Genomic DNA, 24,977 nt, shown 5'->3' with positions numbered 1-24,977 from the left:
GGTGAAAGCCTAGTCGTTCGCGGCCTTCCGTCCCGGGGGGACGTCCGGCGTGGACTCCCCGGTTCCGCCGCTCTTGCGGGCCGCCGCCGCGGCCAGCGTCCGCTGCTCGGCCGCCCGCTGCTCGGCCGCCCGCTGCTCGACCGCCCGCTGGGCTGCCCGCTCGGCGGCCGGCGGCCCGGCGCAGTCCTTGCCCTCGTGGTCGCGCTGCTCGTCCGGCGCGGGATACCCGTCGTGCTCGCCGGGGCAGTCGTCGGGGCCGCCGTCGACGTCCAGGTCGCGCTCGTCCTGGTGCTTCTTGGACCAGGGCAGGCCCGGCGGGACGATGAAGCCCTCGGCCTCGGCGTAGGCCAGGCCGACGCGCGGGATGTCGCGGGTGTTCTTGAAGACCACGAACCGCGGCACCCACACCGGCTGGAACTTGGAGTTGAACTTGTACAGCGACTCGATCTGGTACCAGCGGGAGAAGAACACCAGCACCGAGCGCCACATCCGGGTGATCGGGCCGGCGCCGAGCTTCTCGCCGCGCTCCAGCGCCGAGCGGAACACCGCGAAGTTCAGCGAGACCCGGATGATGCCCAGGCCCTGGCAGGCCTGCACGGCCTTCACGATCAGCAGCTCGTTCAGGCCCGGCTCAGCCTCGCGGTCCCGGACCATCAGGTCCAGGCTCATCCCGTCCCGACCCCAGGGCACGAAGTTGATCAGGGCCCGGACCTCGCCGTCCTTGGTGGCGGTGGCCACCACGCACTCGCCGTCGGCCGGGTCGCCGAACCGCTCCGGGCCCAGCGCCATGGAGAAGCTGCCGCGCTCGCTGGCCCCGCGCCAGGCCTGGATCCCGGTCTTGATCCGCTCGACCTCGGCCCGCGGCATGTCCTTGAGCCGCCGCACCTGGCACTCGTAGCCCTGCCGCTCGACCCGGTTCACCATCTGCCGGACGTTGCGCATCGCGCGGCCTTCGAGGGAGAACGCGGCGACGTCGCAGATGGCCTCGTCGCCGAGCTCCAGCGCGTCCAGGTCGGCCTCGCGGCACCAGACCTCGCCGCCGGTCTCGGAGCAGCCGACCACCGCGACCACCCAGGCGTGCCGGTCGGCCTCCTCCACGAACACCTTGATGGCGCCGGGCCAGGCCTCGGGGTCGCCGATCGGGTCGCCGGAGGCCAGCATCACGCCGGAGACCACCCGGTAGGTGATGGCGGCCTTGCCGGACGGGGACCAGATCACCGACTTGTCGCGGTGGGTGGCGAAGTACGCCAGCGAGTCGCGCCGGCCCTGCTTGGCGATCAGCTCGCGCAGCCGGGTGTCGTCCTCGGCGGACTGCCGGGCGATCGGCTCGGCCGGGCGCAGCAGCAGGTAGGCCACGATCAGCGCGGTCATCAGGCCCAGGCCCAGCAGCATCGCGGCCACCAGGTCGTCGGTGGAGCCGGCGTGCGGCTTGAACCGCACCGGGCCCTCGATGCCGACCAGGCCCAGCGCCACGTGCTGGAGCCGCTCCCAGGCGCTGGGGTCGCCCTCGATCCGCTTGCCCTGCCAGTACATCAGGGCCATGCCGGTGACGAAGGAGAACCCGGCCAGCAGCACGAAGGCGCGCAGCGCCCGCCACCGGGTGTAGGGGTCGCCGAGGGCGTAGAACTCGTCCCGGTACACCACCAGCAGGATCAGCAGCAGGATGGTCAGCACCATCTGGATGCCGAGGTAGTGCATCGGCGCGTCGTGGTCCGGGACCCGGAAGGACCGCACCAGGTGGAACACCACCACTGTGACCAGCAGAACCACCGCGACCCACCAGGCCCGCCGCTTGCGCCGCTTGAGTGCGTGCGCGACCAGCACCAGCAGGATGCCGGACAGCAGGGTCGCCGCGGCCGCCAGGTTCTGCACCTCGGTCGGCACCCGGACGCTGATCGCGTGCAGCCGGGAGTGCTTGAAGCCCGGCGAGATGGCCGAGGCGATGTTGCCGAACCCGGCCAGATAGGTGATGAACGCGACGAGCCGGGGCACCCAGGTCCGAGGCTGCTGCGGCGGCGCCGTCGCGTCGGACTTGGGCGGCACGGTCTTGGAGGTCATGGCTTTGGCCCGAGTCATGTTGGAGGGACGTTCGAGGGCACCCCGCGGGTTGTCGTCCGCGGGTGTGGCGGATCCCACCCGATTGTCGCGCTTGCCGGCGCCGGTCGGGGCATCCTTCGGGAAATCACCGGCGGTGCGACCCGAACGGGTGTCGTCATGGCCGCGATTACCCGCCACGGAGTCTTTGACGCGCCCGGTGCCGCTCGCGGTTCCCCGCGGCCCGGGCCCGGCGCCGGGGCCGCCGGGGCCGCCGGGGCTCAGCGCCCCAGGATCAGGCTCATCGCCTCCGCCCGGCTGGCCGGGGCGAGCAGCTGCCCGCGCACCGCCGACGTCACCGTCTTGGCGCCCGGCTTCCGGATCCCCCGCATCGACATGCACAAGTGTTCGCACTCCACAACGACGATGACTCCGCGCGGCTCAAGGATGCGCACCAGCGCGTCGGCGATCTGAGTCGTGAGGCGCTCCTGCACCTGCGGCCGCTTGGCGTAGACGTCGACGAGACGGGCGAGCTTGGACAGGCCGGTGATGCGCCCGTCCACCGACGGAATGTACCCCACGTGGGCCACTCCGTGGAACGGCACCAGGTGGTGCTCGCAGGTGGAGTACAGCTCGATGTCCCGCACCAGCACCATCTCGTCGTGGCCGAGGTCGAAGGTGGTGGTGAGGACGTCCTCGGGCGCCTGCTGGAGCCCGGCGAACATCTCGCGGTAGGCCCGGGCCACCCGGGCCGGGGTGTCCTTGAGGCCGTCGCGGTCCGGGTTCTCGCCGACCGCGGCCAGCAGCTCCCGGACCGCGCGCTCGGCGCGCTCGGCGTCGTAGCCGGCCACGGCCCGGCCCAGGTCCGGCGCGGCCAGCGCGGGCTGGCCGGCCAGGCTGACGCGGGAGATGCCGCCCCCCTGGCCGTCGTGCGGCGGGGGGACGGCATCGTCCCGGTGGTTCCGCGGTGCGTTCTCGGTCACTGCTCGGGCACCGTGTCCGTGCGGCCGATGATCCCCTCGGTGACCGAGCCGTTGGCCGCGGCCCGGGAGGCCTCCAGCTCACGCGGGGTCTGCACCGGCGGACGGCTCTGCAGGACCCGGCGCGCCGAACCGGTCCAGGCCGGACGCTGCGGGCGCTTCTGCACCGGGGCGAAGATCGCGGCGATCTGCTCCTTGTTCAGGGTCTCCTTCTCCAGGAGCTCCAGGACCAGGCTGTCCAGCACGTCGCGGTACTCGACCAGGATCTCCCAGGCCTCGTCGTGCGCGCTCTCGATGAGCCGCTTGACCTCCTCGTCGACGATCGAGGCGATCTCCTCGGAGTAGTCGCGCTGGTGGCCCATGTCGCGGCCCAGGAAGACCTCGCCGGAGTCCTTGCCGAACTTGATCGGGCCCAGCCGCTCGGTCATGCCGTACTGGGTGACCATCGAGCGGGCGATGTTGGTGGCCTTCTCGATGTCGTTGCTGGCGCCGGTGGTCGGGTCGTGGAAGACCAGCTCCTCGGCGGTGCGCCCGCCCATGGCGTAGGCCAGGTTGTCCAGCATCTCGTTGCGCGTGGTGGAGTACTTGTCCTCCTCCGGCAGCACCATGGTGTAGCCCAGGGCGCGGCCGCGGGACAGGATCGTCACCTTGTGCACCGGGTCCAGGTTCGGCATCGCGTGCGCCACCAGGGCGTGCCCGCCCTCGTGGTAGGCGGTGACCTTCTTCTCCTTGTCGCTCATCAGGCGGGTGCGCTTCTGCGGGCCGGCGACCACCCGGTCCACCGCCTCGTCCAGCGCGTTGTTGTCGATGAGCTTCTTGTCCGCGCGGGCGGTCAGCAGCGCCGCCTCGTTCAGCACGTTGGCCAGGTCCGCGCCGGTGAAGCCGGGGGTGCGCTTGGCCAGCGAGTCCAGGTCCACCTCGGGCGTCAGCGGCTTGCCCTTGGCGTGCACCTGGAGGATGTGCTTGCGGCCGTTGAGGTCCGGGGCCTCAACCGCGATCTGCCGGTCGAAGCGGCCCGGGCGCAGCAGCGCCGGGTCCAGGATGTCCGGGCGGTTGGTGGCGGCGATCAGGATCACGCCGCCCTTCACGTCGAACCCGTCCATCTCCACCAGCAGCTGGTTCAGGGTCTGCTCGCGCTCGTCGTGCCCGCCGCCCAGGCCCGCGCCGCGGTGCCGGCCGACGGCGTCGATCTCGTCGACGAAGACGATCGCCGGGGCGTTGGCCTTGGCCTGCTCGAACAGGTCGCGGACCCGGGAGGCGCCGACGCCGACGAACATCTCGACGAAGTCCGAGCCGGAGATCGAGAAGAACGGCACCCCGGCCTCGCCGGCCACGGCCCGGGCCAGCAGGGTCTTGCCGGTTCCGGGCGGGCCGTAGAGCAGCACGCCCTTGGGGATCTTGGCGCCGATGGCCTGGAACTTGGCCGGGGCCTCCAGGAACTCCTTGACCTCCTGGAGCTCCTCGACCGCCTCGTCCACGCCGGCCACGTCGGCGAAGGTGGTCTTCGGGGTGTCCTTGCTGACCAGCTTGGCCTTGGACTTCCCGAAGTTCATCACCCGGGAACCGCCGCCCTGCATCTGGTTCATCAGGAACAGGAAGACCAGGGCGATCAGCACGAAGGGCAGCAGCGTGATCAGGATGCCGACGAAGGCGTTCTGCTTGGCCAGCGAGATGTTGTAGCCCTTGCTCAGGCCGCCGGCCTTCTTCGACTCGTCCAGGGCCTGGGTGATCCCGTAGCCCTGCTGGTCGTTCAGGTACACGGCCTTCAGGTTGTCGGTGCCCTGGGCCTGCGCGATGGACCCGTTCGGGTCCAGCTTCACCTCGACGCTGGAACCGGAGCCGCCCACGACCTTGGCCGAGACGACCTGGTTGTTGTGGATTGCGTCCAGCACCACGGAGGTGTCCACGGACTTCGGGCCGCCGGCCGAGGAGACCAGCTGCATGACCGCGAGGACCGCCACGACGGCCAGGACGACCCAGATCACCGGGCCTCGGAAGTAACGCTTGACGTCCATCGATCCTCTACGACTCGTGCTAGCGGTTCACGGCGGGGGGGTGTGGTTCTTTGTTGCCTAACGACCGTACGCGGTCACTGCGTTCCCGCGCGACGTTGCGAATGAACCCACACTGGTCCCAACGTGGCTTACCGGAGTGTCATTCCACTGCGCTCGGACCATGTCGGCGCGGCCGACTCGGCCCGGATCGGCTGAGCCGGGCCACTACGAACTGTATACGTGCGGGGCGAGGGTGCCGATGAAGGGCAGGCCCCGGAAACGCTGGGCGTAGTCCAGCCCGTAGCCGACGACGAACTCGTTCGGGATGTCGAAGCCGACGTACTTGACGTCGATCTCGACCTTGGCGGCGTCCGGCTTGCGCAGCAGCGTCACCACCTCCAGCGAGGCCGGGCCCCGGGAGCGCAGGTTCGACAGCAGCCAGGACAGGGTCAGCCCGGAGTCGATGATGTCCTCGACCACCAGCACGTGCCGGTTCTGGATGTCGGCGCCGAGGTCCTTCATGATCCGGACCACGCCGGAGGACTTGGTGCCGGCCCCGTAGGAGGAGATCGCCATCCAGTCCATCTCGGTGTCGATGTGCAGCTCCCGGATCAGGTCGGCCATCACCACCAGGGCGCCGTTGAGGACGCCGACCAGCAGCACTTCCTGCCCGGCGTAGTCGGCCTCCACGGCACGGGCCAGCTCGGCCAGCTTGGCGCGGATCTCGTCCGCCGAGATCAGGACCTTCTCCAGGTCCTGGCCCATGTCCTTGTCGTCCACGCTGCGGTCCCTCGTGCGTCGCTTATGCCGGCATCAGCTGCGCGGCCGGGGCTCGGTCGGGGTCCGCCCCGGCCTCGCCGTCGTCCGCGTGGTCTGGCTCCGGGGCCCCGCGGCGCAGCGCTCCGGATCTCTCGAAGGCCAGCTTTCCATACCGGCGGGCCGCCGCGACGGCGCTGGGCAGGTGCAACGGCCCCTGGCCCCGCCAGTCGGTCAGCAGCCGGTCCAGCTCCTCGATGTGGACGGCGGCCAGGTCAGAACCGGGGCACCCGGCCCGCAGCGCGGCCAGGCGCAGCACCCGGGTGCGCACGGCGGTGGGCAGTGCGGACAATTCGACCACGTCGAGGTAGTGGGACAGATCACAGTCGCCGAAGGGTTCCAGCAGCCGGTCGAACTCCCGCGCGGCCCAGGCGTCCAGCGCCTCGGTGTCCTCGCGCAGCATCTTGGCGGTCCGGGCCAGCGCCTCCGGCATCCCCGGCCCGAGCGCGGCGGACAGCGCCGGGAGCGCGGCGTGCCGGACCCGCGAGCGGGTGTAGGCCGGGTCGGTGTTGTGCGGATCGTCCCAGGGCTCGAAGCCCTCGGCCTTGCTGGCCGCGACAGTGGTGGCCCGCGGCAGATCCAGGAACGGCCGGGCATAGCGGCCGTTGCGGGCCGGCATCCCGGCCAGGCTGCGCGCCCCGGAGCCCCGGGCCAGCCCGAGCAGCACGGTCTCGGCCTGGTCGTCGCGGGTGTGGCCGAGCAGTACGGTGGCCGCACCCAGGCGTTCGGCGGCGGCGTCCAGCGCGCCGTAGCGCGCGACCCGGGCCGCGGCCTCGGGCCCGCCGCGCCCGTCGACCTGGACCGACAGGTTCTCCACCGGGTCGAAACCGAGCCCGGCCAGGAAGCGCACGACGCGCTCGGCCTGGGCCGCGGAGCCGGCCTGGAGGTTGTGGTCCACGGTCAGGCCGCCGAAGCGCAGCGACAGGCGCGGGGCGACGAAGGCGGTGGCGCAGGCCAGGGCGATGGAGTCGGCGCCGCCGGAACAGGCCACCAGCACCAGCGAGCCGGGGGCGTGGCCGGCGAGGGTCCGGCGAACGGCCAGACGTATTGAGGCGATGACGGGGGCTGGGCCCATGTTCGAACTCCTTCGTGCGGGAGGACGCCCCGGTCCGGGGCGTCTTCGGCGCTCCCTGGGCATCTTTCCCTGAGCAACGACGCGGCGCGGTTCAGGTCGCGGCGACACTCCGCAGGACCACCCTTACGGCGCGGACGGCCGGAATTCCTCGGCCGGATCGCGGAATGACCGTCACGGCCGCACCCGGGTCAGCCAGGCGCCGGGGTCGGCGATCTCGGCCCGGGTGGGCAGGGTGTTCGGCGAGGTCCACACCCGGTTGAAGCCGCTCATCCCGGCCTGCTCCACCACGGCGTTGACGAAGCGCGCGCCGTCCCGGTACTGCCGGATCTTGGCGTCCATGCCGATCACCCGGCGCACGATGGCGTCGACCCGGCTGGCGCCCTTGGCCCGGCGCTGCCCGAACTTGCGCCGGATGTCCGAGACGCTGGGCACCACGCGCGGCCCGACGCCGTCCATGACGACGTCGGCGTGCCCCTCCAGCAGCGACATCACCGCGACCATCCGGTCCAGCACGGCCAGCTGCTGCGGGGTCTGCACCAGTTCGGTCAGCGGCCGCTTCTCGCCGGTCTCGCGGCGCTTCTGCCCGGCCTCGCGCAGCCGCTTGGCCAGCGCCCCGGGGTCGGTGTCCATGCCGGCGATGAAGGCCTCGATCTCGCCGAGGATGTGCGCCCGCAGCCACGGCACGGCCGCGAACTGGGTGCGGTGCGTCTCCTCGTGCAGGCAGACCCACAGCCGGAAGTCGTCCGGCTTGACCTGGAGCTCGCGCTCCACGCTGACGATGTTCGGGGCCACCAGCAGCAGCCGCCCCGGTTCCTGGAAGATCTCGTACTGCCCCAGGATCCGGTGCGAGAGGTAGGCCAGCAGCGTGCCCAGCTCCAGCGCGGTGGCCTTGGGCCCGAGGGCGGCCAGCCCGGACGGCGGCACGCCCTCGCGCTTCTCGTTGAGCTTGCGGGCCAGCGGCTCGGTGACGATCCGGAAGCCCTCGGCGTTGGCCCGGACCCATCCCGGCCGGTCCACGACCAGGACCTGCGGCTCGGTCAGGATGCTGCCCTGGTTCGCCAGGCCGGTGAACTCCGCGACGTGCTCGCGCGACTCGACGGCATAGCGGCGCAGGTCCGCCACGGCGGCGGCGGCCTCGGCCGGGGAGGTCGCAGGCCCCGGGCGCACCAGGCGCTCGGCCGTCGCCACCGCCAGTTGCCAGTCGACCAGCTGCGCTCTCGCCGTCATGGCTCTCAGGCTACGGGGCGGCGGCGGGGAAACCTAGATCAGCCGGTCACGGAGCGGTAGTGATCGACGATCTCGTCGCTCGTGGCGGTCCACACCGCCGGATGGTTCACGACGTGCTCCAGCGCCTCGTCCAGGTAGCGCGCCCGGAACGCCTGCCCGATCACGAACGGGTGCAGCGCCAGCGCCAGCACCCGGCCGCTGCCGTCCTCGGCGTCCTGCGCCAGCTGGTCGACCTGGTCCTTGACCATCCGGACGAAATCGGGCCCGGTGAGGCCCTTGGAGACGAAGACGCCGATGTCGTTGAGCTCCACCGAGTAGGGCAGGCTCAGCAGCCCCGGAACGTTGGTCGGGTAGGGCTGGTCGTCGTTGGTCCAGTCCAGCAGGTACTCCACGCCCTGCTCGGCCAGCAGCCCGGGGGTGTTGAAGGTCTCGATCAGGGCAGGGCCCATCCAGCCCCGGGGCCGCACGCCGGTCCCGCGCTCGATGGTGCCGAGCACCTCGCGGATCCGCGCCTGCTCCTCGTCCCGCTCCAGGCCGCTGAACAGGTGGCTGTTGCTGGCGCCGTGCCCCATCCAGGCCCAACCGCGCTCGCGCCCGGCGGCGATGATCTGCGGGTAGCGGTCGACGACGTCCGAGTTCAGCAGCACGCTGGCCCGGACCCGGTGCTTGTCGAGCAGCTTGACGATCCGCCAGATGCCGACGCGGGGACCGTAGTCGCGCCAGCCGTAGTTGAGGCTGTCCGGGGTCAGCGAGGTAGTGCCGTCGTAGGTGGAGGTGCCGGGCAGATCGACGTGGAAGTGCTCGATGTTCAGGCCGACGTAGAAGGCCACCCGCTTGCCTTCCGGCCAGCTCAGAGGCTCGCGTTCGGTGATGGGGCGGTAGTCGAAGAGTTCAAGGTCGGTGCTCATGCGACCATGGTGAAACCTTCACATCCGTGTCAAGGTCAAGCGATCACCGACGGGGGCGACGATGCGCATCGGACAGCTGGCGGAACTCACCGACACCACCCCGCGCCGCCTGCGCTTCTACGAGGAGCAGGGCCTGATCCGCGTCGACCGCGCGGCCAACGGCTACCGCGACTACGACGAGCGCCTGGTCGAGCAGGTCAGCCACATCCGCGGCCTGCTGGAGGCGGGCCTGTCGACCCGCCTGATCAAGCAGATCCTGCCCTGCCTCGACGACCCGCGCGACATCCACTTCGCCGACGCGACGCCGGACATCATCGCGACCCTGGAGGGCCACCGGGACAAGCTGGCGCAGCGGATCGAACTGCTGACGCGGAACCACGCGGCGGTGGCCGATTATGTGGGGGCGTTGAAGCAGTGCGCGCTGGGGGTGGAGCGGTAGGTTCCGGCAACCGGCGGCTTTCGGTTACCCGCTGAGTTCTGGTTCTGGCTTCCAGGTTCTGGTTCTGGTTTCTGACTGGCTGCTTTGCCCCGGCACGCGCCGCATCCCTACATGCCGGCCAGCGTCGTCGCGATCCGGTCGACCGCGGCTCGCGCGGACGCCGTGTCCGTGGCCTGATCCGCCATCAGCGCGAACACCAGGAGTTGGCCGTCGTTGTCCCGGACCAGGCCGGCCAGGGTCACCACTCCGGTCAGGGATCCGGTCTTCGCCCGGACCAGGCCGGCGCCGGCCGACGACTGCGGTGTCGTGTACCTGCCGTCCTCGGCCAGTGTGCCGGTGAGGCCGGCGACCGGCAGGCCGGTCAGGGCCGCGCGCAGATCCGGGTGGTCGTCGGCGGCGGCCGCCGACAGGACGCTGACCAGGAAGGCCGGGCTGATGCGGTCGTCGCGGGACAGTCCGCTGCCGTCGAGCACCGACAGCCCCGTGAGGCCGACGCCGAGCCGGCCCAGCTGCTCGCGCACCGCCGCGACGCCGCCCTCGAAGGTGGCCGGCTTCCCGCCCGCCAGCGCCACCTGGCGCAGCAGGGCCTCCGCCAGGTCGTTGTCCGAGACTGTGAGCATGTGCTCGACCAGGTCGCCGAGCCGGGCCGACGAGACGCCGGCCAGGGTGGCGCCGGTGCCGGTGCCAGCCCCCGCTCCCGGCGCGGACGTCGGCTTCCCGACGACCTTCACGCCGTGCGCCGTCAGCCGGGCCGCGAACGCCGACGCCGCCGTCGACGCCGGATCCGGCACCCGCGGGCTCAGCTCGTCACCCGGTCGGCTCCGGCCCTCGTCGACCATCAGGCCGACGACCGGGGCCACGTTCCCGTCCGTGTAGCCCGCCGACCACGTCGGATTGAGCGCCGGGCCTCCGAACAGTGACGCATCGTAGCCAAGTGTGACCGAATTCACGCCCTTGGCCCGCAGCGCGTCCGCGGTGGCCGCCGCCAGCTCGTCGAGCGACGCCGGGCGCCAGGCCGGATCGGCCGGCGCCGGCTGCGTCGACAGCGTCGGGTCACCCCCTCCGACCAGCACGATCGCCGCTCCGGAAGCGCCGTCCGCGGCCCCGCCGGAGGTCTGGACGACCCGGGTCGTGAACTGCTTGTCCGGTCCCAGCGCGGCGAGCGCGGCCACCGCCGTCACGACCTTGTTCGTGGACGCCGGTGCGAAGCCGTCCGCCGCACGGTTGTCGAACAACAGTGCGGACGAGGCGGGATCGGCGACCGCCACCCCGACGTGCTTGCCGAGCCCCGCCGCGGTCGTCAGCGGCGCCAGCGCGCCGGCCAGCTGTGCCGTCGTGAGCGCGCCGCCGACCTTCTCACCTGCGAGAACCGGCGCCAGGGCGGCCTGGGCCGGGCTGTGTGTCGGCCCGGTGGACCGCACCGACGGCGACGGCGAGGCGGGCGCGATCGAATCGTGCGAAGCCTGCGCGACCGGCGTTCCGGACGGCGTCCCGGTGCCCGTGAACCGCACTTGCCGTTCACTCACCCGCTGACCACCGGACCACGGACCGGCCGCCCAGACGCCGGCACCGGCCAGTACGATCCCGATCGCGGCTGACACAATGGCGGTCGGCAGCGTTCCCGGCACCTGTCTTGCCACTCGGGTCACTCCTTGATCTTGCGAACTCTGTCGTCACCGCCTGTCTGGGCGACACTAGTAGCAGCACCTGAAAGCGCGGAAACGAGGAAAGACCATGGAGTTCGACGTTCTCATCGAGATCCCCAAGGGCCAGCGCAACAAGTACGAGGTCGACCACAAGACCGGCCGCATACGGCTGGACCGCATGCTTTTCACCTCGATGGTCTACCCGACCGACTACGGCTTCATCGAGGACACGCTGTCCCTGGACGGCGACCCGCTGGACGCGATGGTCCTGCTCGACGAGCCCACCTTCCCCGGCTGCCTGATCCGCTGCCGCGCCATCGGCATGCTGAACATGGCCGACGAGGCCGGCGGCGACGACAAGATCCTGTGCGTGCCGGCCACCGACCCGCGCTTCGAGCACCTGCGGGACTACCACCACATCTCCGAGTTCGAGCGCCAGGAGATCCAGCACTTCTTCACCTCCTACAAGGACCTGGAGCCGGGCAAGGAGGTCCACCACGCCGAGTGGCAGAACCGCGCCCAGGCCGAGGTCGAGATCATGCGCTCCTACAAGCGCTTCGAGGAGCTCCCGGAGGAGGAGAAGGTCCACCACCTGTAGGACCTCGCTCAGGCTCCCTCTGGTTCCCTCGGGCCGCTTCCGGACTTCCGGCGGGCGCCGGCCCGCCGGACACGCCGGTGAGAACGTCGAACCCCCGACGGGAATGTCCCCGTCGGGGGTTTCACGCTCGCGGCGGCGGACGGGAAGACCCTCAGGCCGCGTCGTCCTCCGCCGTCGCTTCTCCGCTTTGACCGGCGCTCGCCGCCGTTTGTGAGACCCCCGGCGACATCCCCGGTGACATCCCCGCCAGGGAGTTCCCGAGCGGGCTGCGGACGTAGAGCACGCTGCGCCCGTGCCGGGCCCGCGCCGTGAGGCCGGCGTCCGACAGCACCTTGAGATGCTGGCTCACCGCTCCCGGCGTCACGGCCAGCAGCCGGGCCAGCTCCGTCGTCGACACCGGCTGGTCCAGCATCAGCAGCAGCCGGGCCCGCGGCAGACCGAGCAGCCGCTCCAGCGCCGGCCCGGCCGGCGGCGGCTCCACGCGCTCGGCCAGCGTCGCCACCCCGCGCGCCTGGTAGGCGATCCACGGCGGGCCGGCGGGCGTGATGACGCTGAGCGCGCCGTGCGAGAAGCAGGTCGGGATCAGCAGCAGGCCCTGTCCGGCGGCGTCCACGTCGTAGGAGGGCGCGCCGGGCACCGGCTCGTTGTCCCACCGGATCACCAGCCGCCGGCCGTCCCAGCTCAGGCGGTTGCTGAGCTCGGCGAACAGCGCGGCGGCCCCCCGCTCGGCGAGCACCCGGGCCCGGTGGACGAGGTCCGCCTCCAGCAGCGACTTGGCGCGCGGCCACCACTCGGGCAGCAGGCACGTCTCCCAGTACGCCTCCAGCGTGTCGGCGATGTCGGCCAGCAGCCGCTCCGGGTCCTCCCGCGCACCGGTCAGCCGCTCGGGTACGGCACCCTCGATCGGCAGGAACGTGCGCTCCAGCTCCGGCCAGACCTGCTCCGGAGGCGTCGCACGCAGCACGGCCAGCTCGCGCCGGAAGTCCGGCCACGGTGTCGTCGGCCGCGGGGTCAGGAAGTCCGGGATCCACCGCGTGGCACCGACCAGCGAGGTCAGCAGCACGGTGTCCAGCCGCTCGAACGCCGGGCGCATGCGGCTGAACAGCGGAATGTGCTCGGCGTAGGCCGAGGCGTGGGTCCACATCCGCAGGCTCATGCCGGCCTCCATGGTCGCCGAGTAGGCGAAGGAGGTGGCCGCCAGATCGTCGAGGCCGAGTTCGATCGTGATCATTCAGTCCCCCGCTGAATCGATTCCGGTGCCGATGCTATCGGGCTGTGCTGGCCCCATGACCTTGCTTTTCACCCGGCCCGGGACCGGGGCGCCGGCCCGCCCGGTCCCCGGCCCCCGGCGCCGGCTCGCCCTCGCGACGCTGCTCACCAGCTTCGGCAACGGCCTCTACCTGACCATCTCCGCCCTCTTCTTCACCCGCACGCTCGGCTTCAGCGCCACCCGCGTCGGCGTGGTGCTGACCCTGGCGGGGCTGGCGGGCGTCCTCGCGAGCGTCCCGGCCGGCCGCGCGGCGGACCGGTACGGGATCAAGCAGGTGTCGACGGTGCTGCTGTGCGGCGAGGCCGTCGCGGTCGCCGCGCTGGCGTTCTGCACAACGTTCTGGGCGTTCGCGGCGGTGGTCTGCATCGCCACGGCGCTGGACCGGGGCGCGGCGGCGGTCCGACAGGCGCTGTACGCGCGCGCCTTCGACCCCGCGACGCGAGTGGCGGACCGGGCCTACATCCGGGCGGTCACCAACGCGGCGATCGGGGCGGGCGCCGCGGTGGCCGCGCTGGCGTTGCAGACGGACAGCCGGGCGGTCTATCAGGGGGCGATCGTCGTGGACGCGGTCAGCTTTCTGGGGATGGTGGCTCTGCTGCCGCGGCTGAGGCTCCGGGAGGTGGTGGAAGCAGACCCGGAACCAGACCTAGTGCCAGCCCCAGACTCAGTGCCAGACCCAGAACCAGGCTCGGACCTGGACTCGGCCTCGGACCTGGACCTGGGCTCGGGCTCGGAACTGGGCTCGGATTCCGGCTCGGGCTCGGACCTGGGCTCGGATTCCGGCTCAGGCTCGGTATCCGTATCCGTATCCGCCGCCGCTCGTCGACCGCCGAAGGTGCGCGTGTCCCGGCGGTACCAGGCCGTCTCGGCGCTGAACGCGGTCCTGATGATCCAGTTCGCCCTCGGCGAGATCGGTCTGCCGCTGTGGCTGCTCCAGGACACCCGCGCGCCCCGCGTCCTGGTGTCCGGCATGTTGATCGTCAACACCGCCCTGGTGGTGCTGCTCCAGGTGCGAGCTGCGCGTTCGGTGCGCGGGATCGCGTCGGCGGCGCGCGCCCTGCGGCTCGGCGGCCTGGCCGTGGCCGCTTCCTGTGTGGTGGCGGCCTGTGCGGAGGGCCTGTCCCCGGTCGCCGCGACCCTGGTCCTGCTCGCCTGCGGCGTCCTGATGACGCTCGGCGAGGTCCTGAACCAGGCCGGTGCCTGGACCCTGAGCTACGACCTCGCCGACGTCCGCGCCGTCGGGGCCTACCAGGGCGTGTTCAACGCGGGCGTCGCCGCCGGGCAGATGGCGGGGCCGCTGGTGGTGACGCAGACCGCGCTGCGGCACGGGCTCGCGGGGTGGGTGGTCCTGGGGCTGGTGTTCGCGGTCGCGGGGGCGGCGATCGAGCCGGTGGCGCGGCGCGGCGACGGGAAGTAGCGGATCTCGCAGGGTATTGATTTATGGGGTCCGCCGTTCCGCCGGCTCACGGTCGCGCGTAGAAACTCGGCGTCCCGTTGATCCACAACGATTGCTGCTCCACGACGCCGCCGGGGTGCGGGGCCTGGATGATGCGGTCGTTCCCGATATAGATCGCCTCGTGGTAGATGGTGTGCGGGTCGGCGTCGTCCTCGGCCCAGAAGACCAGGTCGCCGGGGCGGAGCTGGCTGTAGGTGAGCGGGTGCATCGCCAGGTACTGCCACTGCGCGGGGTGGGGGAAGTTCCAGCCGGCGGCTTCCAGGCCGCGCATCGCCAGGCCCGAGCAGTCGAAGACGTCGGGGCCCGCGCCGCCCCAGACGTAGGGCTTGCCGAGCTGGGCGTAGATGTAGTTCAGCATGGTGCGGACGGCGCCGTCGGTGTTGGGCGACGCGGCTGGAGGCGTGCGGGAGCCGGACGCGGCCGCCGGGGTGCCCGATTTGGGGGACTGGCCGGCCGCCGCCTGGGCCGCCGACGCCGAAGCCGCTGCCGCTGCTGCGGCTGCCGCAGCCGAAGCCGCCGCCGCTGCTGCCGCCACCGCCGCCCGCCGCGCCGCCTCCGCCCGCGCCGCGGCCTCCGCCAGCCCGGCCTGCCGCTGCCGCTCCAGCCCCAGTTCGATCCCCTGCGCGGCGGCGAGCTGCCCCAGCAGCGCCTCTCGCCGGGCCTTGATCCCCGTCACCTGCCCCTGCTGGGACACCGTCAGCGCTCGCGCGTGGTCCCGCGCGGCGCGCGCCTTCGCCTCGGCGGTCTGCTGATCGCGCGCGGCCCGCTCGGCCTGCTGCCGGGCCGTGGCGGCGTCCTTCGCCGCCTGGCGGGCGTCCTTGACGGCCAGCGCCCCGGCCGCGTTGGAGTTGGCCAGCGCCTGGCGGCGGGTCGCGAAGTCGTGGAGGGAGTCGGCGTGCAGCAGGACGAGCATCCGTGCCATGTCCGGGCCCTGGCGGTAGGTCTCGGCCGCGAGCGCGCCGAGCCGCCGTTCGGATTGGTGCTGTATGTCGACCGCGGCCTCGGCCCTGGTCCGGGCGTCGGCGGCGGCGCGGGTCGCGGTGGCGGCCTGCGCCACGGCGGTGTCGTAGGCCTCGGCGGCCAGGCCGGAGGACGCCTCCAGGGCGCGCAGCGAGCGGTCGGCGGCGGCCAGGTCGGCCTCGATCCGGTCGGCGGCGGCCTGCCGGTCGCGGACGCCGGACTTCGCCCGGTCGATGTCGCCCTGGCCGGGGATCGTCGGTGCCGGGCGGCCGGCCCCGCCGGACCCCCCGAGTCCGTTCGGATCCGCATGCGCCGTGACGCTCACCAGCGCCGCCACCATCGCGCCCGCCATCACGCCCGCCGTCACGAGCGTCACACGGCGGCCGTGCCCGCGCACCCGCATGCCGGTCTCCTTCCGCGCCGCCCAGAGGTCGATGACTGTCGACGGCCGGTGACAGCCATCGACGACTGTGAGGTGAGCTACCCACCCGTCACGTCATCTTTCATCTCAAAATGGACGCACTGCGCGGTTCCGAGGTCAGCCGCCCGGCTTTTCCCCCGAACGGGTTAGGCCGTCGCCGGCCACGGATCCGGCCACTGGTTCAAAGAACTGATTAACCACCCGGGCCCGCCCCGGGCCCGCCCCGAGGATCACAGGGCCCTGCGGTACCGGGTCTCGTCCAGCACCTCGGCCCCGGCCTCGAACCCGGACACGCCGCCGTCGTGCCGCCACCCGGTGTGCTCGTAGAACGCCCGCGACGGGGTGTTCGCGGCCAGCACCCACAGCGTCGCCTCGCGGTAGCCGTCGTCCCGCAGCCGCCCCAACGCGACCTCCTGCAGCCGCCGCCCGATGCCCAGCCGCCAGATCGCCGGGTCCAGGTATATGGCGTAGAGCTCGCCCACCCGCGCCGGCTCCCCGGCGTCCCGGCTCGGGCCCACCGACGCGAACCCGGCCACCACCCCGCCGACGTCCGCGACGAACACCGACATCCGCCGCTCCACCCGGTCGTCCAGCATCCGCCGCGCACTGAGCTCGAACCCGTCCACCGACAGCCCGGCCAGATAGTCCGCCGGCATCAGCCCCGAATACGCCCGCTGCCACGAAGCATGCCGCACCCGCCCGATCGCCCCCGAGTCCTCGTCCACGGCTTCCCGAAGGTGGACGCCATGGACCCGGCCCGCGCTCGAACTCATGCGCGCCATTATGACGGTTCGCACGTGCCGAGAGCGGCTGATCAGGCGATCGGCCGGGTCACCGGAAGCCGCGCAGCGCGGCGAAGTCGATATCGATGTCGAACGGCACCGGCAGCTTCAGGCGGTCGCGCCATCACTACTCAGGGAGATCTCGATCAAAGGTTTTCCCCACTCCATCGAGTGAAGAAAACCCGACCGCGTTCACTCCTTCGAGTAACCCGAGCCCTGACGCGCCCCGCCCCGCCCCGGCCCGCAGCCCCGCTCCCGCCCCGTTCCTACTTCGTCGTCGACCCGGCCGTCTTCTTCGCCGCCGTCTTCTTCGCGGCGGTCTTCGTCGTCTTCCCGGCCGCCGACTTCGTCGTCGCCGTCTTCTTGGCGGTCGTCTTCTTCGCCGCGGCCTTCTTCGCGGTCTTCTTCGCCGGGCCCTTCGCGCGCTTCTCCGCCAGCAGCTCGTAGGCCTTCGCCTGGGTGATCCCCTCGACGGTCTCGCTCTTGGGGATCGTGACGTTGGTCTCGCCGTCGGTGAGGTACTCGCCGTAGAAGCCGGACTTGATCACGATCGGCTTGCCCGAGACCGGGTCCGGGCCGAGCTCGCGCAGCGGGGGCTTCGCGGCGGCGCGGCCGCGGGCCTTGGGCTGCTTGTAGATCTCCAGCGCCTCGTCGAGGGTGATGTCGAAGATCTGCTCCTCGCTGGTGAGCGAGCGGGAGTCCGTGCCCTTCTTCAGGTACGGCCCGTAGCGGCCGTTCTGGGCCGTGATCTCCTCGTCGGACTCCGGGTCCCGGCCCACGACGCGGGGCAGCGACAGCAGCCTGAGCGCCTCGTCGAGGGAGACGGTGTCGATCGTCTGGTTCTTGAACAGCGAGCCGGTGCGGGCCTTCACCGCGTTCTTGCCGCGGGTCGGGGTGCCCTCGGGCAGGATCTCGGTGACGTAGGGCCCGTAGCGGCCGGTCTTGGCCACCACCTCGTAGCCGGTCGACGGGTCCTTGCCCAGTTCGCGGTCGCCGCTGGGCTGCAGGAACAGCTCCTCGGCGAAGGCCACGGTCAGCTCGTCCGGCGGCAGGTCGTCGGGCACGTTCGCGCGCTGCTGGGTGCCGTCCTCCAGGTCGCGGATGATGTACGGCCCGTAGCGGCCGACGCGCAGCACGATGCCCTCGCCGACCGAGAACGAGTTCACCTCCCGGGCGTCGATGTTGCCCAGGTCGGTCACCAGGTCCTTCAGGCCGCCCAGGTGGTCGGCCACCGCGCCGTGGTCGCCGGAGCGCTCCAGGGCCGCGCGCTCGGTCTCGGTCGGGCCGAAGTAGAACCGCCGCAGCCACGGCACGCGCTGCGCCTCGCCGCGGGCGATGCGGTCCAGGTCGTCCTCCATCCGCGCGGTGAACTCGTAGTTCACCAGGTCGCCGAAGTGCTGCTCGAGCAGCCCCACCACGGCGAACGCGGTGTAGGAGGGCACCAGCGCCGTCCCCTTCTTGGAGACGTAGCCGCGGTCCAGGATCGTGCCCAGGATGGCGGAGTACGTCGAGGGCCGGCCGATCTCGCGCTCCTCCATCTCCTTGATCAGCGAGGCCTCGGTGAAGCGGGCCGGCGGCTTGGTCGAGTGCCCGTCCGCGGTCATCTTCGTCGTGCTCAGGGCGTCGCCCTCGGCCACCGCCGGGAGCCGCTGCTCGGAGTCGTCCAGCGCGGCGTCCGGGTCGTCGGTGCCCTCGACGTACGCCTTCAGGAAGCCGTGGAAGCTGATGATCCGGCCGCTGGCGCTGAACTCCACGTCCCGGCCGTCCGCGGCGGCGCCGCCGACCTTCACCGTCACCGTGTGGCCGGTCGCGTCCTTCATCTGCGAGGCGACGGTGCGCATCCAGATCAGCTCGTAGAGCCGGAACTCGTCGCCCGTGAGCCGGGTCTGGGCCGGCGTCCGGAAGGTGTCGCCGGAGGGCCGGATGGCCTCGTGCGCCTCCTGCGCGTTCTTGACCTTGGAGTCGTAGCGCCGCGGCACGTCCGGCAGGTAGTCGGCGCCGTAGAGCTCGCGCACCTGGGTCCGGGCGGCGTTCAGCGCGGTGTCCGACAGCGTGATGCTGTCGGTACGCATATAAGTGATGAAGCCGTTCTCGTACAGGCTCTGCGCCACCCGCATGGTCCGCTTGGAGTCCATCCCGAGCTTGCGGCTGGCCTCCTGCTGCAGCGTGGTGGTCCGGAACGGCGCGTAGGGCGAGCGCCGGTAGGGCTTGCGCTCCACGCCCCGGACGCTGAAGTCGGCCTGGCGCAGCGCCGCCGCCAGCGCCTTCGCGGTGACCTCAGTGAGGTGCACGACGTTCTGGCTGCCGGACTTGAGCTGCCCGTCCGGCCCGAAGTCGCGGCCGGCGGCGACCCGCTTGCCATCGACGTTGGCCAGCCGCGCGGTCATGCCGCGCGGGTCGTCCGGCCCGGCGGCCTTCAGCGTCTCGAACGAGCCGGTCAGGTCCCAGTACTCGGCGGCGGTGAACGCCATGCGCTCCCGCTCCCGGTCCACCACCATGCGGGTGGCCACGGACTGCACGCGCCCGGCGGACAGTCCGGTGCGGACCTTCTTCCACAGCACCGGGGAGACCTCGTAGCCGTACAGCCGGTCCAGGATGCGCCGGGTCTCCTGCGCGTCGACCAGCTGCAGGTTGATCTCGCGGGTGTTCTGCGCGGCCTCCTGGATCGCCTCGCGGGTGATCTCGTGGAACACCATGCGCTTGGACGGGACCTTGGGCTTGAGCACCTCCTGGAGGTGCCAGGCGATGGCCTCGCCCTCCCGGTCCTCGTCAGTGGCCAGCAGGAGCTCGTCGGCCTCCTTGAGCAGGTCCTTGAGCTTGGCCACCTGCTTCTTCTTGTCGGCGTTGACCAGGTAGAGCGGCTCGAACTCGCCGTCGACGTCCACGCCGAGCCGGCCCATCGAGGTGCCCTTGTACTTCTCCGGCACCTCGTCCGCCCCGGCGGGCAGGTCGCGGATATGGCCCACGGAAGCCTCGACGGTGTAGCCCGCACCGAGGTAGCCCTTGATCGTCTTCGCCTTGGCGGGCGACTCGACGATGACCAGACGGCGCGTCGCGCCGCCCGAGTCCGCTGAACCCTTGCCTGCCACCGTTACCTCTGCTTCCAGCTGCTAGCCCCAAGGGATACGCGCTTGGGCGTACCCCGCACACCGCGGCCCGACACGTCGTCGTCCGACAGCGGCACCAACCGACACCAACGGAGAGTGACCGTACCTCAGCCGAACGTCCCCGCGCTGTCTACTGTGTCCTACTCGTTGTCTTGAATGGTCGGCGTACAACCGAACGTTAACCCGAACTGGCGTATAGGACGGAACCGGAAATCGCCCTACCCTGGGACGCCGGAGCACTCCCGGGGCCGATGCGACGCGCATCGACGCTGATGGCGGGCGCGGTGCCGCTACCCGACGGGGAAGAGATATCCATCCTCCACCAGCCCCCGGATGGCCTCGATCGCGCCGCCGCGCAGACTGCGCGCGTCGATCCCGTAGCGTTCGCCGACGGCGTCCAGGATCTCCCCCAAGGGGGTCTCCCCGTCCGCCGCGCCGACCACGGCCGCCCCGATGGGGTCGATGTCGGCCGAGCGCATGAAGCCCTCGGTCTGGCTGATCCGGGAGGAGTCGCCGCCCCAGCCGCTGCCCTGCTCGTAGGTGGGCCGGGCCACCTGTTCCCAGCGGACGTCCGGGGCCACCGCCAGGCGCCGGCCCATCAGCTCCTCGTCGTCGACGTCGCGCAGGAAGTCGTGGCGCGCGAACCAGCTGGGGATGTGCGGCCCGAGCGGCTGTTCGACCGGGTGCGAGATCTCCTCCAGCCGCAGCAGCGGGTGGTCGGAGCCGGCCTGGTGCAGGGTGATCCACCCGAACCCGATCGCGCCGACCTTGTTCTGCTCGAAGTAGTCCAGCCAGGCGTCGTAGCGCCGCGGGTAGTCGGGCGTGCCGTACTCGCCGGAGTCGCGCAGCCACAGCTCCACGTACTCGGCCGGGTCCTGGGCCTCGCGCTGCACCACCCAGGCGTCGCAGCCGGTGTCCCGGACCCAGCCGGCCACCCGCTCCCGCCAGTCGACGCCGTCGACGTGCAGCCAGTTGGCCAGCACCTGGCACCAGCCGTTCTCGGCCAGGTGCTGGTGGGCGTCGGCGACCAGCCGCCGGCAGACCTCGTCGGCGGGCAGCCCGGAGTCGCGGTAGACGAACCGGCCGCCCTGCGCGGCGTTGTCCGGAGAGATGACGAACGGCGGGTTCGACACGATGAGGTCGAACTTCTCCCCGGCCACCGGCTCGAACAGCGATCCCTCGCGCAGGTCGAACGGCTCGACGCCGGACAGCCGCTGGGTGAGCGCGGCCAGCTTGAGCGCCCGCGGGTTCCGGTCGGTGCCGACCACCCGGCCGACGTGCGTCGACAGGTGCAGGGCCTGGACCCCGCCGCCGGTGCCGACGTCCAGCGCGGAGCCGAACCGGTCCCGGATGGTGAGCTGGGCCAGCGTGGTCGAGGCGCCGCCGACGCCGAGTACATGGTCTTCCCGCACGGGATGTCCCTGCCCCTGCGCGTGCAGCCCGCCGGACAGGTCGCTGACCAGGTACCAGTCGTGGCCGTCGTCGTCGCCGTAGGGGCGGATGTCCAGGGCGGCCCGCAGCCGGCCGCCGTCCGCGACGACCAGGCCGGCGGCCAGGCAGTCGGCGACCGGCAGCGCCGCCTCCACGGCTGCGCGGTCCACCGCCTGCTGGAGCAGGAACAGCCGGATCAGGGTCTCCACGGGGGAACCGCCCCCGGTCGCGCGCAAAGCCGGGACGCTCTCGCTACGGGCCAGGGCGGCATAAGCGAGCGGGCCGAGGACCTCCAGCACGCCGTCCACGGTGTAGTCGGCCTTCATCAGGGCTTCGCGCAGCTTCTCCATGGACCCATTGTCGGGGTTGGCCGGCCCGCGGCCCGCCACACCCGCCCCAGCAGAAGTGCCCCCGGCCTTGACGGCCGGGGGCACCCATTAATAAGGAGAAGGGTCAGACCGAACCGGCCGAGGCCTCCACCGTCTTGTCCTCGCCGCCGTTGCGCGGAGCGCCGGGGGCACCTGACGCGCCCGGGGCACCCTCGACCGCGGCGGCCACCGCGGCCCCGGACCCCGAGCCGGCGTCCGAGTTGGAGTCCGACACCGCGATCGACTTGCGCTTGCTGTTCCAGACGGCGGCGACGATCACCACGATGGCCGCCGCCGCGATCAGCGCGCGGATGCCGGCGTTGGCGTCGGTGCCGATCGACAGCTGCACCACGGCCGGCACGATCAGCAGACTGACCAGGTTCATCACCTTGATCAGCGGGTTGATCGCGGGACCGGCGGTGTCCTTGAACGGGTCGCCGATGGTGTCGCCGATGATCGTGGCCTCGTGCGCCGGGGAGCCCTTGCCGCCGAAGTGGCCGTCCTCGACCATCTTCTTGGCGTTGTCCCAGGCCCCGCCGGAGTTGGACAGGAACACCGCCATCAGCACGCCGGTGCCGATCACCCCGGCCAGGTAGGAGCCCAGCGCGCCGACTCCGAGGGAGAAGCCGACCGCGACCGGGGCCATGACCGCCAGCAGACCCGGGGTGACCAGCTCGCGCAGCGAGTCGGTGGTCACGATGTCCACCACCCGGCCGTACTCCGGCCGCCCGGTGCCCTCCATGATCCCCGGGATCTCCCGGAACTGGCGCCGGACCTCGTAGACCACCGCGCCGGCCGCCCGGGACACCGCGTTGATGGCCAGCCCGGAGAACAGGAAGACCACCGCCGCCCCGATGATGATGGCGAACAGGTTCCGCGGGTTGGAGACGTCCAGCACGCCGACGTACTGCAGCCCGTTCTGCACGTCCTGGCCGGCCTTCTCGATCCCGCCGGCCTTGGCCACGCCCTCGCCGATGGCGGTGTGGAAGGACCCGAACAGCGCGGTCGCGGCCAGCACCGCCGTCGCGATCGCGATGCCCTTGGTGATCGCCTTGGTGGTGTTGCCGACCGCGTCCAGCGAGGTCAGCACCTGCGCGCCCTCCTCGCCGACGTCGCCGGACATCTCCGCGATGCCCTGCGCGTTGTCCGAGACCGGGCCGAAGGTGTCCATGGCCACGATGACGCCGACCGTGGTGAGCAGGCCGGTGCCGGCCATCGCCACCGCGAACAGGGACAGCGTCAGCGAGGCCCCGCCGAGCAGGTAGGCGGCGAACACGCCGCCGCCGATCAGCAGCGCCGAGTAGACCGCCGACTCCAGGCCGACCGAGATGCCGGCCAGCACCACGGTCGCCGGGCCCGTCAGCGAGGTCTTGCCGATGTCGCGCACCGGCCGCCGGGTGGTCTCGGTGAAGTACCCGGTCAGCAGTTGGATCACGGTGGCCACGATGATGCCGACGATCACGGCGCCCAGCGCCACGATCCGCGGGTCCTTGGTGGCCGCCTGCGCCAGCACCCCGGGGTCCACCCCGTCGAGCTTCTGGATCTGGTCCGGCAGGTAGGCGAAGGCCGCGATCGCGACCAGCACCACGGACACCAGGGCGCTGATGAAGAAGCCCCGGTTGATCGCCGCCATCGCGTTCTTGTCGCCGACCCGCGGCGACACCGCGAAGATGCCGATCACCGCGGTGATCACGCCGAGCGCCGGCACCAGCAGCGGGAAGACCAGGCCCTGGGTGCCGAAGGCGACCTTGCCCAGGATCAGCGCCGCGACCAGCGTCACCGCGTAGGACTCGAACAGGTCCGCGGCCATGCCGGCGCAGTCCCCGACGTTGTCGCCGACGTTGTCGGCGATCGTCGCGGCGTTGCGCGGGTCGTCCTCGGGGATGTTGTTCTCGACCTTGCCGACCAGGTCGGCGCCGACGTCGGCGGCCTTGGTGAAGATGCCGCCGCCGACCCGCATGAACATCGCCAGCAGCGCGGCGCCGAACCCGAAGCCCTCCAGCACCTTGGGCGCGTTGTCCTTGTAGACCAGCACGACCACGGCGGCGCCGAACAGGCCCAGACCCACCGTGAACATGCCGACCACGCCGCCGGTGCGGAAGGCGATCCGCATCGCGCGCGGCGACCCGGACTCGTTCGCGGCCGCCGCCACGCGCACGTTCGCGCGCACCGCCAGCCACATCCCCACGTACCCGGTCACCGCCGAGAAGGCGGCCCCCACCAGGAAGAAGACCGAGCGCCCGATCCGTTGGGACCAGTCGTCGGCCGGCAGAGCCAGCAGCAGGAAGAAGGCGACGGCCGCGAAGATCGACAGTGTGCGGAACTGTCGAGCCAGATATGCGGACGCACCTTCCTGCACCGCTGCCGCGATGCGTTTCATGTTCTCCGTGCCCTCACTGGCCGCCAGCACCTCTTTGACGAGAATGCCGGCGACACCGAGCGCACCCAGGGCGATCACGGCCACCACGAAGATCCAGGCGAGGTTTCCCCCGGCCAATGAGATCACCGTCGAGCCGCTGTCCGCGATACGCGGCATGCGTCCTCCACTGTGACGATCCGTTTTCCGACGCTGTAACTCAGATCACAGCCAATGGCAGGGGAGTCTACGCGTGAATACACGAGGTCGGTCAACAGATCGTTTCGTCGACCTCACGGATCGCTATGTGACGAAGGCCACTTTCACTCGGTTTGGTGAACGCTTGCCTACGCTGATGTGGGTTTACGCGCCGCTTTTTGGCCGCGGACGGATATCTCCCTTTCTAAAATTCCTTGACCGGCCAGCCCATGCGGACGGCCCCGCCGTCCGGTCCGGCGGTGATGTCCAGGTCGTCCACCAGCCCGGTGAGGACCGCCAGGCCCATCTCGGCGTCGTCGAGGTCGTCCTCGTCGGCGGCCGGCGCGGGCGCGGCGGCGTGGTCGGCACCCTCGACACCCTCGGCGCCGTCGGCACCCTCGGCACCGGCCTGGGCCTCGGCCGCGCCGTCGGCGTCCTCGCCGCGCGGCCCCGGCACCGCGCCGGAGACCCGGTCGGCGACCGCGACCACGAACCGGTCGGGGGCCAGGCCGGAGTCGGTGCTGTCGACCGCGTCCAGCACCACCACCACCGGCTCGCCCGGGCAGTGCCGCTGGTGCAGGCCCACCGCCCGGGAACAGGCCTCGCCGACGGCGAGGCGGACCTCGTCGAGCAGGCCGGCCTCGACGCCCACCCGGCGGGCGTGCGCGACCGCCACCAGGCGGGCGGTCCGGACGTGCTCGGGCTGCGGCGTGAACCGCAGCAGGACGGCCGTGGCGCTCTCGGTCTTGGCCACCGTGCCGACGGCCGACGATTGCGCATCCATTGCAGACCCCTTAGGAACAAGTGCGGATTGGACGGCCCGGTGCCGGTGCCGCGGCGGGCCGCGGTGTGCCGGGCCGGCGCGCGCGGTCACCGGCGACGGCCGGGGGGGCCGGGGCCGCCGGCCCGGC

At 71.7% G+C, this 24,977-nt stretch carries 19 protein-coding genes; 4 read left to right on the top strand and 15 right to left on the bottom strand.

Annotation, left to right across the window (positions count from 1 at the left end; translation table 11 throughout):
• Positions 1–9: 9 nt before the first annotated feature.
• From ABD481_RS18835 to ABD481_RS18805, 7 genes are all read right to left on the bottom strand, one after another.
• Positions 10–2,058 (bottom strand): phosphatidylglycerol lysyltransferase domain-containing protein, encoded by a 2,049-nt coding sequence (locus tag ABD481_RS18835; RefSeq protein ID WP_344666996.1) that lies wholly within the window; start codon positions 2,056–2,058, stop codon positions 10–12.
• A gap of 257 nt (positions 2,059–2,315) precedes the next feature.
• Positions 2,316–2,912, bottom strand: coding sequence for a GTP cyclohydrolase I FolE (gene folE, locus ABD481_RS18830; protein WP_425559219.1), 597 nt, complete (start codon positions 2,910–2,912; stop codon positions 2,316–2,318).
• Between the two features lie 101 nt (positions 2,913–3,013).
• Positions 3,014–5,029 carry an ATP-dependent zinc metalloprotease FtsH gene (ftsH, locus tag ABD481_RS18825; RefSeq protein ID WP_344666995.1) on the bottom strand — a complete coding sequence of 672 codons (2,016 nt, stop codon included), beginning with the start codon at positions 5,027–5,029 and terminating at the stop codon, positions 3,014–3,016.
• Positions 5,030–5,233: 204 nt separating this feature from the next.
• Positions 5,234–5,773: a hypoxanthine phosphoribosyltransferase gene (hpt, locus tag ABD481_RS18820; RefSeq protein ID WP_344667113.1), complete on the bottom strand. Its 540-nt coding sequence runs from the start codon at positions 5,771–5,773 to the stop codon at positions 5,234–5,236.
• Positions 5,774–5,810: 37 nt separating this feature from the next.
• Entirely contained in the window at positions 5,811–6,899 is a 1,089-nt protein-coding gene (gene tilS, locus ABD481_RS18815) for a tRNA lysidine(34) synthetase TilS (protein WP_344666994.1), read from the bottom strand.
• A 171-nt stretch (positions 6,900–7,070) separates the two neighbouring features.
• Entirely contained in the window at positions 7,071–8,126 is a 1,056-nt protein-coding gene (locus ABD481_RS18810) for a zinc-dependent metalloprotease (RefSeq protein WP_344666993.1), read from the bottom strand.
• A 38-nt stretch (positions 8,127–8,164) separates the two neighbouring features.
• Positions 8,165–9,034 (bottom strand): polysaccharide deacetylase family protein, encoded by an 870-nt coding sequence (locus tag ABD481_RS18805; protein WP_344666992.1) that lies wholly within the window; start codon positions 9,032–9,034, stop codon positions 8,165–8,167.
• A 61-nt stretch (positions 9,035–9,095) separates the two neighbouring features.
• Here ABD481_RS18805 and ABD481_RS18800 point away from each other — a divergent pair, with 61 nt between their 5' ends.
• Positions 9,096–9,473, top strand: coding sequence for a MerR family transcriptional regulator (locus tag ABD481_RS18800; RefSeq protein ID WP_344666991.1), 378 nt, complete (start codon positions 9,096–9,098; stop codon positions 9,471–9,473).
• A gap of 107 nt (positions 9,474–9,580) precedes the next feature.
• On the opposite strand, the gene dacB is transcribed toward ABD481_RS18800, so the two are convergent.
• Positions 9,581–11,113 (bottom strand): D-alanyl-D-alanine carboxypeptidase/D-alanyl-D-alanine endopeptidase, encoded by a 1,533-nt coding sequence (gene dacB / locus ABD481_RS18795; RefSeq protein WP_344666990.1) that lies wholly within the window; start codon positions 11,111–11,113, stop codon positions 9,581–9,583.
• A gap of 94 nt (positions 11,114–11,207) precedes the next feature.
• Between dacB and ABD481_RS18790 the strand changes: the two genes are divergently transcribed.
• Positions 11,208–11,717 carry an inorganic diphosphatase gene (locus ABD481_RS18790; protein ID WP_344666989.1) on the top strand — a complete coding sequence of 170 codons (510 nt, stop codon included), beginning with the start codon at positions 11,208–11,210 and terminating at the stop codon, positions 11,715–11,717.
• Positions 11,718–11,868: 151 nt separating this feature from the next.
• Here the strand turns inward: ABD481_RS18790 and ABD481_RS18785 are convergent, their stop codons facing one another.
• Positions 11,869–12,948: an ArsR/SmtB family transcription factor gene (locus tag ABD481_RS18785; protein WP_344666988.1), complete on the bottom strand. Its 1,080-nt coding sequence runs from the start codon at positions 12,946–12,948 to the stop codon at positions 11,869–11,871.
• Between the two features lie 55 nt (positions 12,949–13,003).
• Here ABD481_RS18785 and ABD481_RS18780 point away from each other — a divergent pair, with 55 nt between their 5' ends.
• A complete protein-coding gene (locus ABD481_RS18780) occupies positions 13,004–14,404 on the top strand; it encodes an MFS transporter (protein WP_344666987.1) in 1,401 nt (466 codons plus the stop codon).
• 46 nt (positions 14,405–14,450) lie between these two features.
• Here ABD481_RS18780 and ABD481_RS18775 read toward each other — a convergent pair whose 3' ends face one another.
• Positions 14,451–15,806, bottom strand: coding sequence for a C40 family peptidase (locus ABD481_RS18775; protein WP_344666986.1), 1,356 nt, complete (start codon positions 15,804–15,806; stop codon positions 14,451–14,453).
• Positions 15,807–16,054: 248 nt separating this feature from the next.
• The gene (locus ABD481_RS18770) at positions 16,055–16,597 is read right to left on the bottom strand and encodes a GNAT family N-acetyltransferase (RefSeq protein WP_344666985.1); all 543 of its coding nucleotides are present in this window, start codon (positions 16,595–16,597) and stop codon (positions 16,055–16,057) included.
• On the opposite strand from ABD481_RS18770, the gene ABD481_RS18765 reads away from it, so the two are divergent.
• Positions 16,596–16,781 (top strand): hypothetical protein, encoded by a 186-nt coding sequence (locus tag ABD481_RS18765; RefSeq protein WP_344666984.1) that lies wholly within the window; start codon positions 16,596–16,598, stop codon positions 16,779–16,781. The genes ABD481_RS18770 and ABD481_RS18765 overlap by 2 nt on opposite strands.
• 91 nt (positions 16,782–16,872) lie before the next feature.
• On the opposite strand, the gene topA is transcribed toward ABD481_RS18765, so the two are convergent.
• The 4 genes from topA to ABD481_RS18745 form a co-directional block, all read right to left on the bottom strand.
• Positions 16,873–19,695, bottom strand: coding sequence for a type I DNA topoisomerase (topA, locus tag ABD481_RS18760; RefSeq protein ID WP_344666983.1), 2,823 nt, complete (start codon positions 19,693–19,695; stop codon positions 16,873–16,875).
• A 308-nt stretch (positions 19,696–20,003) separates the two neighbouring features.
• Positions 20,004–21,494, bottom strand: a complete 1,491-nt coding sequence (locus ABD481_RS18755) for a DUF7059 domain-containing protein (protein ID WP_344666982.1) — start codon at positions 21,492–21,494, stop codon at positions 20,004–20,006.
• 103 nt (positions 21,495–21,597) lie between these two features.
• Positions 21,598–24,048 (bottom strand): sodium-translocating pyrophosphatase, encoded by a 2,451-nt coding sequence (locus tag ABD481_RS18750; protein WP_344666981.1) that lies wholly within the window; start codon positions 24,046–24,048, stop codon positions 21,598–21,600.
• A 223-nt stretch (positions 24,049–24,271) separates the two neighbouring features.
• Complete coding sequence (locus tag ABD481_RS18745) at positions 24,272–24,850, bottom strand: ATP-binding protein (protein ID WP_344666980.1); 579 nt, start codon at positions 24,848–24,850, stop codon at positions 24,272–24,274.
• Between the last annotated feature and the right edge of the window lie 127 nt (positions 24,851–24,977).

The sequence above is a fragment of the Catenulispora yoronensis genome (genome assembly GCF_039531695.1).
In the GTDB taxonomy this organism is placed as follows: domain Bacteria; phylum Actinomycetota; class Actinomycetes; order Streptomycetales; family Catenulisporaceae; genus Catenulispora; species Catenulispora yoronensis.
This window is presented reverse-complemented; position numbering and strand designations above follow the sequence as displayed.